The sequence below is a fragment of the Angustibacter luteus genome (assembly GCF_039541115.1).
Lineage (GTDB): Bacteria > Actinomycetota > Actinomycetes > Actinomycetales > Angustibacteraceae > Angustibacter > Angustibacter luteus.
In genome coordinates this window covers 1,013,081-1,029,173 of sequence record NZ_BAABFP010000002.1, presented here as the reverse complement: position 1 = coordinate 1,029,173, position 16,093 = coordinate 1,013,081, and the positions used below count along the sequence as shown (strand labels likewise).

Below are 16,093 nucleotides of genomic sequence, written 5' to 3'. Positions count from 1 at the left end.
GACGTCGCCGCGGTCAGCCCAGGCGGAGGATCTGGATGATGTCCTCCAGGCGGGCCTCGAGCGCGACGGTGGCCAGGTCGCCCTCGATCCGGGCGGCTCGCAGTGTCGCGGGCGCCAGCAGGTCGGGGGAGAAGGAGGCGTCGCAGGTGAAGCCGGTCTGGGTCTGGACGAGGTTCGGGGTCGCGGTCCGGGAGACCGTGAGAGCCGTTGCGCCGTAAGCCATCCCGTGCAGGGAGTAGGACGTCAGCATCACGAAGAACTGCGCGGCCTCGGGACCGGTGAGGGCCTCGGCCATCGCCTTCACCTCGAGGAAGCGGGTAGCCAGCTCGTCCGGTACCGCGTACGGGTCGACGGGTGTGCTCACGGCTCCCGCCCGCCCAAGGTGAAGGACAACGCGTCCGGCACCGCGGTGAGGTCCGCGCGATAGGGGATGACCCCGAGGAGCTTGCGGCGCACCTTCGCCTCGACGCTCGTGGTGCCGGTGACGGCAGCATCCTTCGGTGCGCGGACGACCAGGTGGAAGCGGTAGAGGCCGCGCAGCTCGACCGACTCGGTGCGGTACAACGCCCAGCTCGGGGTGGACTCGAGCTCGTAGAGCGCCTCCAGCGAGGGCACCTGCCGGGACAGCGTCCGTCCGGCCTCTCCCCTGGCCTCGACCCCGACGCCGAGGATCTTCATGGTCGGACCGAGGCTGACGGTGCGGGACACCTCAACCGCGTCGGTCACGCGATCCGGCTGCATGGACCAGGCGATCGGTGCCGGCGCCGATCCGGACTCGCCCAGGTCGATCTCGAGGAGGACCTCGGTGAACGGCTCGTCGTCCTCGTGCCGCAGGGTGCAGGTGAGGTGCACGAGGTAGAAGTCGGAGTCGGCGGCGTCCTCGGCCAGGAAGTGGCGCAGCTCTGGGTCATCGGTCGAGTCCGCGTCGATGCCGCGGTAGATCGGTCCTCCGACGGAGATCCGCTGCCGGACGGGCTCCGTCGACGTGGGTCCGCCGTCGCCGCGACGAACGAACTCCTCCTTGGGCTGCAGGACCAGGTCGAGCGGGACGGGGTCAGGCATGTCGATCGTCGTCATGGGTCCTCCCCGGGAGCTGCGTCACGATCCACCCAGTCGCCCGAGAACGTGAAGGCGCCCCAGTCACGGTACTGCGGGTACGACGTCCTGGTTTCGCGTTGGGCTGCAACGAACGCGTCGAGCAGCGAGCGGCCGTCGGCACGGTTGCGGTGGAACGTCGTGAAGAAGTGGCGCGAGACGGGATCCGGCACGGTCCACAGCGTCCCGATCAGCGTGCGGACCCCGCTGATGAAGAAGCTCGCCGGCAGGCCGCGGAGGTTGTCGCCCCGGTCGAACCGGCCCAGTGCCGTCTCGCAGGCGCTCAACGTGAGCAGGCGCAGGCCACTGAGGTCGCGGCCGAGCAGCTCGTAGGCGTGCAGCCGGCCGTCGGTTTCGGCCGTGGGGTGGACGTACAGCGTCTGGAACGCGGGAGCGTCGACGTTGTGCCGGCCGTGGGTCGCGAGGTGCACGACACCGGACGTGGACAGCGCCTCGACCACAGCGGGTTCCGTCGCACGTTCGTCGGTGAGGGCGCCGCTGCCGAACAGTGCCGCGACGTCCTTCGCCTCCGGCACCGCCTCGGGCAGCGGGTGCAGCCCAGGTCGCCCGTCGTCCGCGAAGCCGAGACCGACCGCGGTACCGATCGGCACGGCCGGCGCCACGCCGTCGCGTCCCGCCAGCAGGTAGAGGTGCGGCAGGTAGGTGACCGCGAAGTCCTCCGCCAGCGGGTGGCCGGGTGGACCGAGCAGGTGGAAGGGGAAGTAGTGCAGGGGCCCGTGCGGCACGATGCACAGGTGGTCCCGCCCGGAGGCCCGGAACTCCGTCAGGCGCTCGCTGACGTGACCGAGCAGACCCGGTAGGTAGGTCGCCAGGGTGTCCTCGGCCTCGCGGGACGCCAGTCGCCGGCCGAGCGGCGGCTCCATGACGGCGCGCCTCGTGGCTGCGACGATCAGTCCGAACGGGTTGGCGGTCAGGCCCCCCATCTCGATCATGCTGAACGGGAAGCCGTGGGGGATGACGCTCACGCCGACGTCGGTGTCCGTCAGGTACAGGACGTAGACCGCCATGCGGCCGTCCTCCGCCGCCCCGAGGTACAGGCTGATGAGGACGGTGCGGTCGGACAGCGTCTGCTGGACCTCCTCGAGGGACAAGTAGGCCGCCGAGGCCACCCCGGGCGTCAGGAGCATCCGCTGGGTGACCACCTCGTCGAACGCGTGCTCGAGGTTGACGATCTGCTCCTCCAGCGTCGAGCCACCATCGACGGACCGTCGACGTGCGTACGCCGTGAGCACCGAGTCCTCGTCGAGCAGCACCTCCGGGTCGCGACCCGAGACGCCCGGCTCGACGGCCAGCTCTGCCCGCAGGTCCGCGATCTGGGCGAGGAGGCGGGCGGGGTACTCGTCCCGTGTCGGGTCGTAGTCACTGGTTGCCGCGAGCACCGGGGCAAGCCGGGCGCCCTTCGCGACCTGCCACAGCAGGTTCATCGCCTCACCGCTGATGGCCCGGCCGCTGAACGTCACCATCGCCAACCGGACCATGTCCTGGATGACCTCGGTCGCGCCGTCACCGAGCCGTGTCTCGATCCGCGCGGCGTTGGGCGCGAGCGCCCGCAGGAACGCGGCCTCGACCGGTGTGTCCGCGCGGCTGGTGATGTCGCCGACGCGCAGCAGCGTCGCGAGCGCGCGGTCGTCGAGACCCAGGTCCAGGAACCCGGACAGGGCCCGCGCGTACCAGTCCGCGCACTCCGCCCACCGGGCGGCGCGGAACGCGTTGACCCCCATGTCCAGCTGCAGGATGGTGCGCAGCCACGCCACGAGCTGCCAGTGCTCGGACGCGACGATGGGGCTGATCGTAGGGATCTGGTCGATCAGCTCGAGGCCGAGCGCTTCCTCGTCCGTGGCGCTCGCCCGGCCCGCGAGGCGGAGCATCGCCGCCGCGCGGTGGGCGCCGTTCCAGCCCTCGGTCGTGGCCCGGGCCTGCACCTCCCGAACGTCGGCGGCCAGGGATCCTCGGGTCGGCAGCGTCCCGACCAGGCTGTCCGCCAATGCGGTCAGCTCCACCTCGAGGGCGGCGACCCGAAGGTCGTCGGTGCCGGCGGAAAAGAACGGCTGGAGGCGCTTCACGGCGTCCAACGCGGTTCGCGGCTGCGTGGGGAGCACCAGGCGGATGGCGGTCAGCAGGGTCGTGGCCGCGTTCTCGGCCCCCAAGGCCTCGGCGAGCTCCTCGGGAGGCGCGACGAGCACCGGCCCGACGGCGTCGACGTCCACCTCCTCCCCGTAGAACTGCAGCGCGCTCAGCAAGGACAGGCGAAGTCGCGCGTGGGCCTCCTCGCCGAGATCGGCGAGCGCCTCTCGGCACACCGCGGTGATGTCCTGGGAGTCGTTCTCTTGGGTCAGCTCGTTGCGCCAGGTCAGCACGTCGACCAGCGCCTTGAGGGCCACGGCCCGTCGACCGGGCCCGCGCAGGGCCAGTGAGCGACGGAGGAAGTCCTCGGCGAGCTCGAGTGCGTCGAGCAGCTCGGGCATGGGCGGCACCTCGTCGACGCCCCGGCCCGCCGCCGCGATCGCCCCACGCTGCTGCCAGGCCTCGCTGCGATCCGCGAGGTGCCCGGTGCTCGCCCCGGCGACGTAGGGATCCAGGTAGAGCGTCCCGAGGCTGAACCACACCGAGGCGCGCGAGCGCGGATCGCCGTCCGGTCCCAACCTGGCGAGCACGCTCTCGCAGAGGGTCCGCGACTCGGCGAGCAGGGCGCCGTCCGGGACGTCGGCGAGGGCAACCTTCGCGACCTCGACCCAGGCGACGGCGATCGCCACGTGCGCGGTGAGCGGCGCCACGGCATCAGTGGCGCCGTCAGCGGCGGCCCGCGCCAGTCGTGCCATCTGCAGGCTCGGGCGCCAGCCCCCGCGCGACACCTGGTCGCCGATCCAGTGCGCGAGCGCTGTGAGGTAGCGGCTGGAGAGGACAGCGGTAAACGCGGGTGCACGTACCCGGCGGACACCCTCGGCCAGGGAGATCGCACCGGAGTCGACCTGCTGCCACACGCCCTCGACGGGCCCGATGCCGACCGGGTAGCCGGCGTCGTACTCCTCGTACCGGTGGCGGACGTCCCACAGGTAGGCCAGGGCCCCCGCCATCGCGGGGCGGGCGTCAGGAGGTGCCTTCTCCACCTGCGGTGCCAGGCGCTCAGCCACGCCTGGTTCGAGGATCGACGGGTGGCGCCAGGCGTACACCTCGCGGTCGTCGTCCGACGACACGGCGGTGAGCTCGACGAGCAGGTCGAGCTCGGACGGCGCCCCGGGGTCCTCCACGATGCGCCCAGGCTAGTGCGCTGACCGGGGCAACACGGGCCATTTAGGAAACCCCGTCCAGGTGGTCCGGGGACGGCGCTACCCCGCTGAGTGCCCATCCTCGGCATCACCTTGCACGGGTGAGGCCGTCCCCGGACGGCGCTGCCAGAGTCCGCGGTAGATGTCTCACGGATGGGAGCGCCGATGACCGGCGTGGAACGCAGCAGGGTGGACTCGTTCGGCCACCCCGAGGACGGCCTGTTCGAGGCGACCCCCTGGTACCACTGGGGTCCGTACCTCTCCGAGCGTTCCTGGGGCACGGTGCGCGAGGACTACAGCGCCGACGGCGAGGCCTGGGACTACTTCCCGCACGACCACGCCCGATCCCGCGCCTACCGCTGGGGTGAGGACGGGATGGCCGGCGTCAGCGACGTCGGCCAGAACCTCTGCCTCGCGTTGGCCCTGTGGAACGGACGTGACCCGATCCTCAAGGAGCGGATGTTCGGCCTGACCGGCCCGCAGGGCAACCACGGCGAGGACGCCAAGGAGTACTGGTGGTTCCTCGATGCGCTGCCCAGCCACTCGTGGCTGAAGTGGCGCTACCACTACCCGCAGGCCGCGTTCCCCTACGCAGACCTGGTGTCCGAGAACGGAAAACGCGACCACAGCCAGCCGGAGTACGAGCTGCTCGACACGGGGGTGTTCGACGACGACCGGTACTGGGTGGTCGACGTGGTGCACGCCAAGGCCGACCCGCACGACCTGCTGATGGAGGTCAGCGTCACCAACGCCGGGCCGGACGCCGCGGCGCTGCACGTGCTGCCGCACCTGTGGTTCCGCAACACCTGGGCCTGGGACGTCGACGCGCCGCGTCCGTCGCTGCGGACCCTCGGACCGGACCGGGTGGCGGTCGACCACCCGACGTACGGCGAGCTGGTCTGGGAGGTCGACGCCGCGGACACCACGGACGGCGCCGCACCCGAGCTGTTGTTCTGCGAGAACGACACCAACACCGGCCGGCTCTTCGGCTCGGCGGACTCGCCGGCGTTCCCGAAGGACGGCATCAACGACCACGTCGTCTCGGGCGCCGCGACCGTGAACCCCGACGGCACCGGGACCAAGTGCGCCGCCTGGTACCAGCTGGCGGTCGAGCCGGGGCAGACCCGGACCATCCGTGTGCGGCTGCGACCGCCGTCCACCGAACCGGCGTTCGGCGCCGACTTCGACGACGTGCTCGCCCAGCGCCAGGCGGACGCCGACGAGTTCTACGGCGAGGTGATTGCGTCTGACGTCGGCGACGACGAGCGACTGGTGGCCCGGCAGGCGTTCGCCGGCATGCTCTGGGGCAAGCAGTTCTACTGCTTCGACGTGAAGCGGTGGTTGAACGGCGACCCCACCCAGCCGCCGCCCGCCGAGCAGCGCCGAGGCGGGCGCAACGCCGCCTGGACCCACCTGGACGCGCGGGACATCATGTCCATGCCTGATCCGTGGGAGTACCCGTGGTTCGCCGCCTGGGACCTGGCCTTCCACACCGTGGCACTCGCCCACGTCGACCCGGCCTTCGCGAAGTACCAGCTGCTGGCGCTGTGCCGGGAGTGGTTCCAGCACCCCAACGGCGCGCTGCCCGCGTACGAGTGGGCGTTCGGAGACACCAACCCACCCGTGCACGCCTGGGCGGCGCTGCACGTGTGGGACATCGACGGACGGCGCGACCGCACCTTCCTGGCAAGGCTGCTGCCGAAGCTGCTCATCAACTTCACCTGGTGGGTCAACCGCATCGACCCCGAGGGCGACAACGTCTTCGGCGGCGGCTTCCTCGGCCTGGACAACATCAGCGCGCTGGACCGCTCGCACCTGCCCGCCGGTGCCCGGCTGGAGCAGGCCGACGGCACCGCGTGGATGGCGTTCTACGCACTCAGCCTGCTGCAGATCGCGAACGAGCTCGCCGCCGAGGACGACAGCTGGACCGACATCGAGGTGAAGTTCATCGAGCACTTCGTGCTGATCGCCGACGCCATGCGGTCGACCGGCCTCTGGGACGAGGAGGACGGGTTCTTCTACGACGTCCTGCACCTGGCCGACGGCACCCAGGTGCCGATCAAGGTCCGGTCCATCGTCGGCGTGCTGCCCTTGCTGTCGACGGTGGTGCTCGGGCCGGGGCTGCTCGGGCCGTTGGGCACGCTGAACAAGCGCTTCCGGCGCTTCGTCGGGCGGTTCGACCCGGAGGAGCTGGCGAAGGGCCGCGGGCAGGTCCTGAAGCGCGCCGACGACGAGGTGCTCGTCCTGGGCGTCGTCCCGCCGGGGGACGGGCTCCGGGTGCTGAGCCGGGTCTTCGACGAGGACGAGTTCCTCTCGCCGTACGGGCTGCGCGCGCTGTCCCGGTACCACCGGGACCACCCCGTGTTCATCGACCTCGACGGCGGCGTCGCCTCGGTCGACTACGAGCCCGCCGAGTCCAGCACCGGGATGTTCGGCGGCAACTCCAACTGGCGCGGTCCGGTGTGGATGCCGGTCAACTACCTCGTCGTCCGGGCGCTGCAGCGCAACGCCCGCAACCTCGGTGAGGTCTCGGTGATCGAGTACCCCACCGGTAGCGGCCAGGTCGTCGAGCTGGACGTCTGCGCGCAGGACCTCCGTCGGCGGCTGATCTCGCTCTTCCTGCGTGGACCCGACGGCCGCCGCCCGAGCTACGGCCAGGTGGACAAGCTGCAGAACGACCCGCGCTGGCGGGACAACATCACGTTCAACGAGTACTTCCACGGCGACAACGGCGCCGGTCTGGGCGCCACCCACCAGACCGGCTGGACCGGCCTGGTCGCTGACCTGATCTGCCGGCCGGACCCGTTCGCCGCGGACGGACCGGGCGGCGTCTGGTGATGACCAGGACGGTCAGACCTTCAGACTGATCGGGAACGTCGCGACCCAGACGAGCGTCCCGAGCAGGACGGCGCAACCGGCCCCGACGAGGGTCAGTCGTAAGAGCGGGTTGCGGATCTTGGTGCTCATCCCGGCGAAGAACAGCGCGACGCTGTAGAGCACCACGGTGAGGACGTAGTTGCTGGCCCGCTGGATGTCCCGGGTCACCTCGGCGGCCGACACCTCGGCGGCCGCGTCCAGCTTGTCGGCGGTGGCGCGCGCGGCAGGTGCATAGCTCGGCATGGCGAACGGGGTCTTCGCCGCACCGGGGCTGGTCAGCGGATCGGTGGCCAGCCAGGCCTCGAACGCGGTCTTGAACTCCGGTCGGAACCGGTCGACGTAGAAGTCGGCCACCTTGGCGTCCCCGCGCTGGTCGGCGTCGGCCCACGCGATGAAGGTGGCGACGTCGACCTGCGTCTGCGAGTCCGCCAGGCTGTCCGCTCGCGCCGCCTGGATCCTGATCGCGGAGGTCCGGCTCGTGGCGGCCGCCTGCTCGCCGTGCCAGCGCGCCGCCTGGTAGCTGCTCCAGGACGTCGCGACCGCGGCCACCACCAGCAGCACGGTCGCGAGCAGCTCGGCCCGGTTCCTGCGCCCGGCGGTGGCGGCGTCAGCCGGCTCGACCATGCGCGTCACACGGGGGTGTCACGCTGGTGCCGGCCGCTGCGAGCTCGGCAGCAGTCAACCGCAGCGTGCGTTCCATCGCGGTCGGGTGCAGGCGCCCGACACCGTTGCCGTGCGGGTGGTCGAAGAACACGAGCAGCATGAGCAGCAGGCTCACCACCACGGTCACGCTGCCCATCAGGATCCCCTGCGTCCAACGGCCCTCACCGCTGTCGGCGAAGAACAGCATGAAGACGAAGATCACGACCGAGATGACGCCGAGCACCATCCAGAGCGGCACGGGGATGATGCCCTCGGCGCCGTGCACCCGTTGCATGCGAGCCTGTTCGCGGTCCGACGTCTGGTCCATCCACCGGTCGTACGCCGACTGCTCGGCCGTCGTGGTCGGGTTCGCGGCCCGGATCGTGTGGAACATCGCGACGCCCCAGGGGTTGATCGAGTCGCCGAGCGTGCCGGACGCCAGCGCATCCCACTCGGGGCCGGACACCGTGCGGGCGTAGCAGATCAGCTCGCCGGTCAGGGCGTTTGCGGTGCTGGGCGGCAGGAACTGGGCCGTCTGCACCTGCTGGACCACAACGGTCGCCTCGTCCTCGGCTCCGGCACGCGACTCGTCGTAGGAGTCGAACGCGAGGAAGATGATGAAGCCGAGCAGCACCGAGAACCCGGTCGCGATCACACCGAAGACACCCGACGCCCGGTCGCCGTCCTTGAAGTAGCTCCCCTCGGGCGCCCCTCGCCGGACGAGCAGCATCACCGTCACCGTCACGGACGTGATGATGATGACGGCGATCGCGCCGACCAGGATGTTCACGTTGGCCTACCGATGCCTCGGGATCCGCCTCTGACTGCTCACGATGTCGCGGGCGCGGTCGCCTGGGATCACCCGCCCCGGGTAGTCGTCAGCCGAGCGCCAGCAGCGCGCCGACGGCCAGACCCACCGCGACCAGCCAGAGCAGTGTCGGAAGCGTGACGAGCACGCGCATAGGAACCTCCTAGCTCGTCAGGACGTCGTCGCCGCTGACGGTCACGGCGACCGGGGGGAGCGGGCGGGGTGCCGGGCCGTCCAGGACCACTCCGGTCCGCGCGTCGAACCGGCTGCTGTGGCACGGGCAGAGGATGACGCCGTCGGCCACGGACGAGACGGTGCATCCCTGGTGGGTGCAGACCGCGGAGAACGCGTGGACGTCGTCGCCCTGACCGCGGGTCAGCACGATCCTGCGGTCAGCCAGGACCAGGCCGCCACCCGGTGGCACCTGGCCCAGGGTGGCCAGGACCTGACCGCCGCTCGGGTCCGCGCCGTAGCTGTTGGCCGCACCGCTCGCCGCGGCGGCGGAGTCGGGCCGGCTCGCGCGGGCCACCACGAATCCCACGACCGCGGCCGCACCCGCGACGGCCAGTCCGGTCAGGGCGGACCGCCGGGTCAGGGGCTCGATGGCCATCAGGTTCCTCCGCTCACGTCAACGGCAGGCCGGAACGGGTGAAGAACCACAGGGCCGAGGTGAGCCAGGTCAGCACCAGGACGGCGAACACCGTGCCACCGAGCACCGGGATCCCCCAGCCGGGCAGCCCTGGCAGCCGCAGTCCCAGCATCTTCGCGGCGTAGGCGCCGTAGAAGACACAGCCCGCGACGCTGTGCAGGAGCACCCGGGTCGTGGTCGTCTCGAACCCGATGGCCCACAGGCAGTGCACGGCCACCGGCACGGTCAGCACGAACGCGGTGCTGCCGCTCCAGCGGTGCAGCGGCGCGACCCACCCTGGCGCAGCCCCCGCCCCGGGCAACCGCTCCCACATCCACGACGCGCTGACCACCTGGACGACGACCAGGACCAGCGCGGCGGTCGCCAGCCAGGTCTTCATCTGCAGCATGCCGGAGAAGCCGAAGGTGAAGAGCGCCCGACCGGCCGCCCCGTGGGCCCTGCCGTAGACGCCGAGCACGACCGTGACGGCGGCGCCGACGAGCAGGACGGCGGCCAGCGCTGCGCCGGGTGTCATCGGTTTCTCAACCTGTGCCGTCGTCGCCATCCGCGGGCACCTCATCTCGCACCGAGCCTGCGACGTCCCGACCCAGCAGCGTACGCCGGTCGACGGCCGGCGGCGTAGCGTTGGGACCGTGGGTGTCTACGCCGAGCACGTCCTGCCGCGGGTCATCAACGTCAGCTGCGGCTCGAAGGAGCTGGACCCGTTGCGCGCCAAGGTCTGTGGTGGTCTCGTCGAGGAGGTCGTGGAGATCGGCTTCGGCTCGGGGCTCAACGTCCCGTTCTACCCGACCGCCGTGACCCGGGTGGCGGCCGTCGACCCGGCCGGGGTCGGCTGGCGGCTGGCCGCCGACCGGCTCGCGCGGTCCGCCGTCCCTGTCGAGCGGGCCGGCCTGGACGGCGCGGCGCTGCCGTTCCCGGACCACTCGTTCGACACGGCCGTCTCGACCTGGACGCTCTGCACGATCCCGGACGTCGGCGCGGCCTTGGCCGAGCTGCGCCGGGTGCTGCGACCGGGCGGCGCCCTGCACTTCCTGGAGCACGGCCTCGCACCGGACGAGCAGGTGCGGGTCTGGCAGCGCCGGCTGGAGCCGCTGCAGAAGCGGCTGTTCGGTGGGTGCCACCTGACCCGGCCGGTCGCCTCGACGCTGGCCGATGCCGGATTCGCCGTGACGAGCCTGGAGTCCTTCTACCAGAAGGGTGTACCGAGGTTCGGGGGTGCGTTCTCGCTCGGTGTCGCGACGTCGTCGTGACCCCGTCAGTCACCCCCGTCAGTCACCCCCGTCAGTCACCCCCCGTCAGTCACCCAGCAGGGCACGAGCGGCGGCGTCGTCCGCGTGGCCGAGCGCCGCGCCGTGCTCGAGTGAACGGAGCACCAGACCCCGCATACCGGTGCGCGAGGACAGGTCCCGCAACGCGTCGACCCACTCCTGCGTCTGCGGGTGCCCGTGCCTGAGCCCCAGCGTGCACTGCGCATCCAGGATGTAGCCGTCGAGCCAGGTGTAGCGGTCCGGCAGCCGGTCGGCCCGAACCCGCGCGTCGGCGAGCAGCGAGAAGGCGCCCCGGGCGTTGCCGCGGGCGTCGGCGACCAGGGCCAGGGCTCGCGCGGACAGCCCCTCCCAGCAGGGATCGGCCAGCTGGCAGGACCGTGCGAACGCCTGTTGCAGCACGGTGTCGGCGCCGTCCACGTCACCCTCGATCAGGAGCACCTCGCCCCGCAACGCCTGCGGGCACGGCAGGAACGCGAGCCAGTGCTCGCTCTCGGCCAGCGCGATCGACGCGTCGAGCTGCTCGGCGGCCAGCCGGACGTCGCCGCGGAGCAGGGCGACCCGGCCCAGCATCGCCAGGCCGTACGCCTCGCGCCGCCGGTCGCCCGCGGCGCGCGACAGCGTGATCGCCTCGCCCAGCAGCGCCGCGGCGCGGGTGTCGTCCGAGCGGTCCGTGGCCACCAGGCCGAGGTAGGTGGTCGCGGCGGCGCGCGTCGAGGACGACGGCTCGCTGAGCTCGATCGCCTCGGTGAGCCAGCGCTCGGCCCGGTCGTAGTGCGCGCGCAGGTAGTCGACGTACCCGAGCTCGGCCCGGGCCCTCGCCATCACGCCGCGGTCGCCGCAGCCGCCGGCGATCTCGTCCGCCTCGTAGAGGGCCGCGAGGCCCTCCTCGTCAAGGCCGCGCAGCGCGTGGATCAGCGTCTCGCCCAGGGTGAGCCGGGCGGAGGTGCGCAGCGCGTCCGTCCCGGCGCCGTCGGCGAGCCGGATCGCGGTCCGCAGCGACTGCACCCCGGCTTCGACCGCGCCGACGGCGACGGCGGCCGACCCAGCCTCGACGAACGCAGCGATGGTGGTTTCGTCGGCGGACTCGACCGTCTCCGCCCGCCGCTCGCGGGCCGCGGCGAGGATCGCCGGCCCGGGGGAGGTGCCGAGCTCGCGCTCCAGCAGGGCGGTGCAGCGCTCGAGCTGGCGGGCCGCGGCCTCGTCGTCGCCGACCAAGCGGTAGAGCCGGATCAGCAGGGCCTGGTTGTCCTCGTCCAGCGGGTCGGCGGCGACCGCGCGGACGGCGTACCCGAGGGCAGCCTCGGGGGCACCGCGCGACATCGAACCCAGCGCCGCCTCGTGCAGGATCGCCACGCTGGCACCGGCCACGTGCCGCTGCTGGGCCAGCAGCCAGGTCTCGAACCCCGCCGCGCCCCGCAGCGACATCCCGGCCAGCAGGTCCTCGCCCAAGCCGTCCAGCGCAACGGCCTGCACCCAGCTGCCGCGGGCGAGCACGTCGACGTCCACCTCAGTGCCCACCGGCAGGCGCAGCACCAGCGGGTCCCCCTCGAGCGTGGCCGCCTCGCCGAGGCCGCGCCGCAGCTCGGACAGGTTCCACCGCAGGGCCCGGGCCGGGTCGTCCGCCTCGGCGAACAGCAGCTCGGCGAGCTGGGCGCGCGGCGCCGGCCGCCGGCTGAGCAGCAGGTAGGCCAGCAGCGCCCAGCTCTTGCGGCTCCGGAACTGGTAGGCGTCACCGTCCGAGCGCGTGAGGTGCGGCCGGCCGAGCAGGCTGATGGTGAGGCTCATGGTTCCTACCGGTTCCGGGGAGGTCTCAGTATTCGCGCGCCCGGTCGGTCGGGACAATGCCGTTTCCCCGGCGCTGTCACGGGGCTATGTTCGGCTCGTGGACCGACCGCCGGGGGTACCCGCCGAGTTCGACGTCCGGACCGTGGTGTTCCTGGTCCGGGCGGACGACCCGCCCGAGCTGGCTGACGACGAGCTCGACGACCTGCAGCGCGAGCACCTGGCGTACGGCTTCTCGCTGGCTGAGCGGGGCATCACGGTGGCGAACGGGCCGATGCGCGAGCAGAGCGACGAGCGGTTGCGCGGCATGAGCGTCTACACGGTCGGGCGGGACGAGGCCCTGCGGATCGCCGGCCTGGACCCCATGGTGCAGGCCGGTTGGCTGCGGGTCGAGGTGGCCCGCTGGTGCGTCGCGGCCGGGAAGGTCGCGTTCCCCCGCCATCCCGAACAGGTCGGGGACGTCGTCGCGTTCGAGCACCTGGACGACATTGACGACCCGCACTGGCGGCCCGATCCCGAGTGGCACTACGTCAACCTCCGGCGGTACCTCGCCTACCTCGAGCACTCGATCGACGATGCCACCCAGTGGGCGGTGTTCGAGCCCAACGACGACCGGTTGTGGGATCAGGTCCGACGCTCGGTCGGTGACGTCCTGCAGGACCAGTGGCGGTCCGGTCGGCTGCTCGGCGAGCGGGCCGACCAGGCGTTCTTCGTCCGCTGCGACCGGACCACGATGACGCAGGCCGACCTGGACAACGGCCGCCTGGTCGTCGAGATCGGCGTCGCGCCCGTCCGACCGGCCGAGTTCGTGGTCTTCCGAATCGGCCAGTGGACGGCCAGCGGCGACGCCGACCCCGACGACGTCACACGTGCTCGCTGACGGGGTAGATCTCGTCGGCGACGAGGCCGTGTGCCTCGCGGTGAACGGTGTTCGCGGCCTCGGCGTCCGGGGCGTCGACCAGGCAGAAGATCTTGCCCGCCTGCTCGTCGACCCAGTACTTGAGGTAGCTGACGCCGTGCGGGCCCTGGGTGGCCAGGTCCGCCTGGTGGGCGCCGGCGACGTCAGCCGCCGACACCCCGCCCTCGATGGTGTGCACGTCCATGAAACGCGGCATGTCGATCTCCTTGACTCTGAGCCGGTGACGGTGGCGTCGGTGGCTCCGTGGATCCAGGAGATCGCGGGGGCGTGTGAGGACGCGTGTGATGGTGGGGTTGGCCCGAACAGAGGCAGGATGTTGGCGGGGAACGGCAGGTCCTGGAGGTGCCATGGCACGCGATGAGGCCACCCACCACGCGCTGGACGACGTCACCAACGCGCAGCGGGAGATGTGGGGTCGAGGCGACTTCCACCGTATCGGCGTCGGGCAGGTGCTGGTCGGCGAGCTCCTGGTGCGGGCGCTCGGGGTCGGTCCGGGGGAGCGGGTGCTGGACGTGGCCGGTGGGGCCGGCAACGCCTCGCTCGCCGCCGCCCGTCGCTGGGCCGACGTGACCTGCACGGACTACGTGCCGCACCTGCTGTTCCGCGCGCGCGTCCGGGCCGCCGCCGAGGGGCTGCCGCTGGCGCTCGCCGTCGCCGACGCCCAGCGCCTGCCGTTCCCGGACGCCAGCTTCGACGTCGTGGTCTCGACCTTCGGCGCCATGTTCGCGCCCGACCAGGAGGCCACCGCGGCCGAGCTGCTGCGCGTGCTCCGCCCCGGCGGCCGGCTGGGGATGGCCAACTGGACGCCGGACTCGTGGGTCGGTGAACAGTTCGCCCTCCAGGCCCGGTTCCTCCCGCCGCCCGAGGGGGTGCGCTCACCCGCGCTCTGGGGCACCACGGCACGACTGGAGGACCTGCTCGGTGTGGCCGTGGACGCCGTCCGGACGACGGTGGCGCAGTCCGAGTTCATGCACCGGGACCCCGACAAGCTGTGGGAGCAGTTCAGCGTCTGGTTCGGCCCCGTCGCCACGGCGCTCGAGCGGCTGGACCCGCTGCAGCGCACGGACTTCCAGCGGGCGTGGCAATCGGTGACTGACCGGCACAACGTGGCCGTGGACGGCGGGTGCCGGATCCCGTCGTCCTACCTGGAGGTCGTGGCGGTCAAGCGGCACGGTCCGGCGAGCGGGCCGTGAACGAGCCGACCAGCCCGATCGGCGCGGTGGTCGCGGCCATGCAGGAGCGGCTGGACGGGCTGCCCGCGGCGAAGCGTTCGCGCGCGGTGTTCCTGGAGACGTACTCCCGCACCACGTCCGCAGTGGCGGGCGCCATCGAGCAGGGCGTCTTCGAGGACGGCCCGTGGGTCGAGCGCTGGGACGTCGCGTTCGCCGACCTGTACCTGGCAGCCCTCGACGCGGACCTGGCGGGCGGTCCGGGGGTGCCCCGCCCGTGGCGGCTGGCCTTCGACGCGCCGCCGGACCTGCCGGCCCTGCGGCACGTGCTGCTCGGCATCAACGCGCACATCAACTACGACCTGCCGCAGGCCCTGCTGCGCGTCATCAGCGACGCCGACTTCGCTGACGCCGCCGTCCTCGGGCGCCGGCGTGGTGACCACGAGCGGATCGACGCGGTGCTGTCCGGGCGGGTGGCCGACGAGGACGACGAGCTGGCGGCGACGTCTGGTCGCACCCTGCTCGACCGGGCCCTGCAGCCGCTGAACCGGTTGGCGTCCAAGCGTTTCTTGCGCGAGGCGCGGCAGAAGGTGTGGCACAACACCGAGGAGCTGCAGCGCGCGCGGCTGGACGGTGACGCGGCATACGGCGTTCGGCTCGGCGAGCTCGAGCTGTTGAGCGCGGCGAAGATCGCCGATCTGCTTGCGCCAGGTCAGGTGCTGCTGCGGCTGGCGGTCGCGGGGTTCGGCGTGGTGCTGCCGCCGCCGCGCTCGTAGCGCAGCCACAGGAACGCCGAGCCGACGAGCACGCCGAGGAAGCCCGCCAGCAGCACCCAGGTCAGCGCTCGCCCGGTGTCGAACTCTCCGCGCGCGCGGACTGCGGCCACCAGCATGAGCACGACCATGAGGACCTCGACCTGGAGCATCAGCCGCAGGGACGACCACCGGGGGTCGGCCAGCACTCCGAGGCCCGCGGCGCCGAGGCAGAAGATCGCCGCCACGACGCGACAGGTCAGGGGCGTCAGGGTCCAGGGCCAGATGCCGATGAACCGTTCCGGGGCAAGGAACATCGCGATGCCCTGGGCGAGGGCGAGCAGGCCGACCAGCCCCACCACGAGCCGCGAGAGGGACCCGAGCCGGAGCTCGTCCGGTCGGGTCGGCGCGGCCACGCGACTGTTGGCCAGCAGCGCGGCCAGGACCAGGAACGGTGCGGCGAAGTACAGCCCAGCCCACAACCAGAAGGCCACGTGCTGGTGGTTGAACCGGTCCCAGTGCACGATCGTGGCCACGCCGAGCAGCGAGGCGAACAGGGCCACCGAGGCGAAGCCGGTGCGCAGGGCGTTCCAGCGGTCGGCTCGAGCGGCGCGGACGAAGAAGTAGGCACCGCCGAGGTACGCCGACGCCAGCACCATCGGGGTCATCGTGGGGTGGATCGTCCACGCGAAGAGCCGCTCGGTGTCGTCCGGGAAGAGGTAGAGCACGACGAAGGCGACGAGCAGGAACGGGCTGATGAACAGCGAGAGTCCCCGGGTGTACGGCAGCACCCGGTCGTCGTCCTCGCGATGAGCCACAGCGCACACGGCGACCTCGCTCCCACG

At 71.9% G+C, this 16,093-nt stretch carries 14 protein-coding genes and 1 pseudogene; 5 read left to right on the top strand and 10 right to left on the bottom strand.

Annotation, left to right across the window (positions count from 1 at the left end; all coding sequences use genetic code 11):
- Positions 1 to 13: 13 nt before the first annotated feature.
- Genes ABEB17_RS04990 through ABEB17_RS04980 form a run of 3 tightly spaced genes read right to left on the bottom strand, consistent with a single transcriptional unit; the run spans position 14 to position 4,364 of the window.
- Positions 14 to 364 carry a hypothetical protein gene (locus ABEB17_RS04990; protein WP_345715486.1) on the bottom strand — a complete coding sequence of 117 codons (351 nt, stop codon included), beginning with the start codon at positions 362 to 364 and terminating at the stop codon, positions 14 to 16.
- Positions 361 to 1,077, bottom strand: coding sequence for a hypothetical protein (locus tag ABEB17_RS04985; protein WP_345715485.1), 717 nt, complete (start codon positions 1,075 to 1,077; stop codon positions 361 to 363). Before ABEB17_RS04985 ends, ABEB17_RS04990 begins: the two co-directional genes overlap by 4 nt.
- A complete protein-coding gene (locus ABEB17_RS04980) occupies positions 1,074 to 4,364 on the bottom strand; it encodes a CHAT domain-containing protein (protein WP_345715484.1) in 3,291 nt (1,096 codons plus the stop codon). Before ABEB17_RS04980 ends, ABEB17_RS04985 begins: the two co-directional genes overlap by 4 nt.
- 183 nt (positions 4,365 to 4,547) lie before the next feature.
- Between ABEB17_RS04980 and ABEB17_RS04975 the strand changes: the two genes are divergently transcribed.
- Positions 4,548 to 7,220: an MGH1-like glycoside hydrolase domain-containing protein gene (locus ABEB17_RS04975; RefSeq protein ID WP_345715483.1), complete on the top strand. Its 2,673-nt coding sequence runs from the start codon at positions 4,548 to 4,550 to the stop codon at positions 7,218 to 7,220.
- Positions 7,221 to 7,232: 12 nt separating this feature from the next.
- Here the strand turns inward: ABEB17_RS04975 and ABEB17_RS04970 are convergent, their stop codons facing one another.
- The 4 genes from ABEB17_RS04970 to ABEB17_RS04955 all read right to left on the bottom strand — a co-directional run bounded on the left by ABEB17_RS04970 (position 7,233) and on the right by ABEB17_RS04955 (position 9,872).
- Positions 7,233 to 7,883, bottom strand: coding sequence for a hypothetical protein (locus tag ABEB17_RS04970; RefSeq protein WP_345715482.1), 651 nt, complete (start codon positions 7,881 to 7,883; stop codon positions 7,233 to 7,235).
- Positions 7,867 to 8,691, bottom strand: coding sequence for a bestrophin-like domain (locus tag ABEB17_RS04965; protein ID WP_345715481.1), 825 nt, complete (start codon positions 8,689 to 8,691; stop codon positions 7,867 to 7,869). Before ABEB17_RS04965 ends, ABEB17_RS04970 begins: the two co-directional genes overlap by 17 nt.
- A 181-nt stretch (positions 8,692 to 8,872) precedes the next feature.
- On the bottom strand, positions 8,873 to 9,319 hold the full coding sequence (locus ABEB17_RS04960; protein WP_345715480.1) for a Rieske (2Fe-2S) protein: 447 nt from the start codon (positions 9,317 to 9,319) through the stop codon (positions 8,873 to 8,875).
- A gap of 13 nt (positions 9,320 to 9,332) precedes the next feature.
- Positions 9,333 to 9,872, bottom strand: a complete 540-nt coding sequence (locus tag ABEB17_RS04955) for a DUF6529 family protein (protein WP_345715479.1) — start codon at positions 9,870 to 9,872, stop codon at positions 9,333 to 9,335.
- 118 nt (positions 9,873 to 9,990) lie between these two features.
- Between ABEB17_RS04955 and ABEB17_RS04950 the strand changes: the two genes are divergently transcribed.
- Complete coding sequence (locus tag ABEB17_RS04950) at positions 9,991 to 10,608, top strand: class I SAM-dependent methyltransferase (RefSeq protein WP_345715478.1); 618 nt, start codon at positions 9,991 to 9,993, stop codon at positions 10,606 to 10,608.
- Positions 10,609 to 10,653: 45 nt separating this feature from the next.
- Here the strand turns inward: ABEB17_RS04950 and ABEB17_RS04945 are convergent, their stop codons facing one another.
- Entirely contained in the window at positions 10,654 to 12,411 is a 1,758-nt protein-coding gene (locus ABEB17_RS04945; RefSeq protein ID WP_345715477.1) for an AfsR/SARP family transcriptional regulator, read from the bottom strand.
- Positions 12,412 to 12,919: 508 nt separating this feature from the next.
- Here ABEB17_RS04945 and ABEB17_RS04940 point away from each other — a divergent pair.
- A pseudogene (locus ABEB17_RS04940) lies at positions 12,920 to 13,288 on the top strand (phage tail sheath C-terminal domain-containing protein); the annotation flags it as partial.
- Here the strand turns inward: ABEB17_RS04940 and ABEB17_RS04935 are convergent.
- The gene (locus ABEB17_RS04935) at positions 13,272 to 13,523 is read right to left on the bottom strand and encodes a DUF4242 domain-containing protein (RefSeq protein ID WP_345715476.1); all 252 of its coding nucleotides are present in this window, start codon (positions 13,521 to 13,523) and stop codon (positions 13,272 to 13,274) included. The pseudogene ABEB17_RS04940 and the gene ABEB17_RS04935 sit on opposite strands and share 17 nt — an antisense overlap.
- 151 nt (positions 13,524 to 13,674) lie before the next feature.
- Between ABEB17_RS04935 and ABEB17_RS04930 the strand changes: the two genes are divergently transcribed.
- Entirely contained in the window at positions 13,675 to 14,520 is an 846-nt protein-coding gene (locus ABEB17_RS04930; protein ID WP_345715475.1) for a class I SAM-dependent methyltransferase, read from the top strand.
- Positions 14,517 to 15,272 carry a DUF5995 family protein gene (locus ABEB17_RS04925; RefSeq protein ID WP_345715474.1) on the top strand — a complete coding sequence of 252 codons (756 nt, stop codon included), beginning with the start codon at positions 14,517 to 14,519 and terminating at the stop codon, positions 15,270 to 15,272. Before ABEB17_RS04930 ends, ABEB17_RS04925 begins: the two co-directional genes overlap by 4 nt.
- On the opposite strand, the gene ABEB17_RS04920 is transcribed toward ABEB17_RS04925, so the two are convergent.
- The gene (locus ABEB17_RS04920; RefSeq protein WP_345715473.1) at positions 15,209 to 16,066 is read right to left on the bottom strand and encodes a hypothetical protein; all 858 of its coding nucleotides are present in this window, start codon (positions 16,064 to 16,066) and stop codon (positions 15,209 to 15,211) included. The two genes, ABEB17_RS04925 and ABEB17_RS04920, sit on opposite strands and share 64 nt — an antisense overlap.
- Between the last annotated feature and the right edge of the window lie 27 nt (positions 16,067 to 16,093).

What these genes read in the sequence shown, in the direction of transcription:
- ABEB17_RS04985 (WP_345715485.1), bottom strand. Translation starts at nt 1,077, where the DNA reads ATGACGACGATCGACATGCCTGACCCCGTCCCGCTCGACCTGGTCCTG.
- ABEB17_RS04975 (WP_345715483.1), top strand. Translation starts at nt 4,548, where the DNA reads ATGACCGGCGTGGAACGCAGCAGGGTGGACTCGTTCGGCCACCCCGAG.
- ABEB17_RS04970 (WP_345715482.1), bottom strand. Translation starts at nt 7,883, where the DNA reads ATGGTCGAGCCGGCTGACGCCGCCACCGCCGGGCGCAGGAACCGGGCC.
- ABEB17_RS04960 (WP_345715480.1), bottom strand. Translation starts at nt 9,319, where the DNA reads ATGGCCATCGAGCCCCTGACCCGGCGGTCCGCCCTGACCGGACTGGCC.
- ABEB17_RS04955 (WP_345715479.1), bottom strand. Translation starts at nt 9,872, where the DNA reads ATGACACCCGGCGCAGCGCTGGCCGCCGTCCTGCTCGTCGGCGCCGCC.
- ABEB17_RS04945 (WP_345715477.1), bottom strand. Translation starts at nt 12,411, where the DNA reads ATGAGCCTCACCATCAGCCTGCTCGGCCGGCCGCACCTCACGCGCTCG.
- ABEB17_RS04935 (WP_345715476.1), bottom strand. Translation starts at nt 13,523, where the DNA reads ATGCCGCGTTTCATGGACGTGCACACCATCGAGGGCGGGGTGTCGGCG.
- ABEB17_RS04930 (WP_345715475.1), top strand. Translation starts at nt 13,675, where the DNA reads ATGGCACGCGATGAGGCCACCCACCACGCGCTGGACGACGTCACCAAC.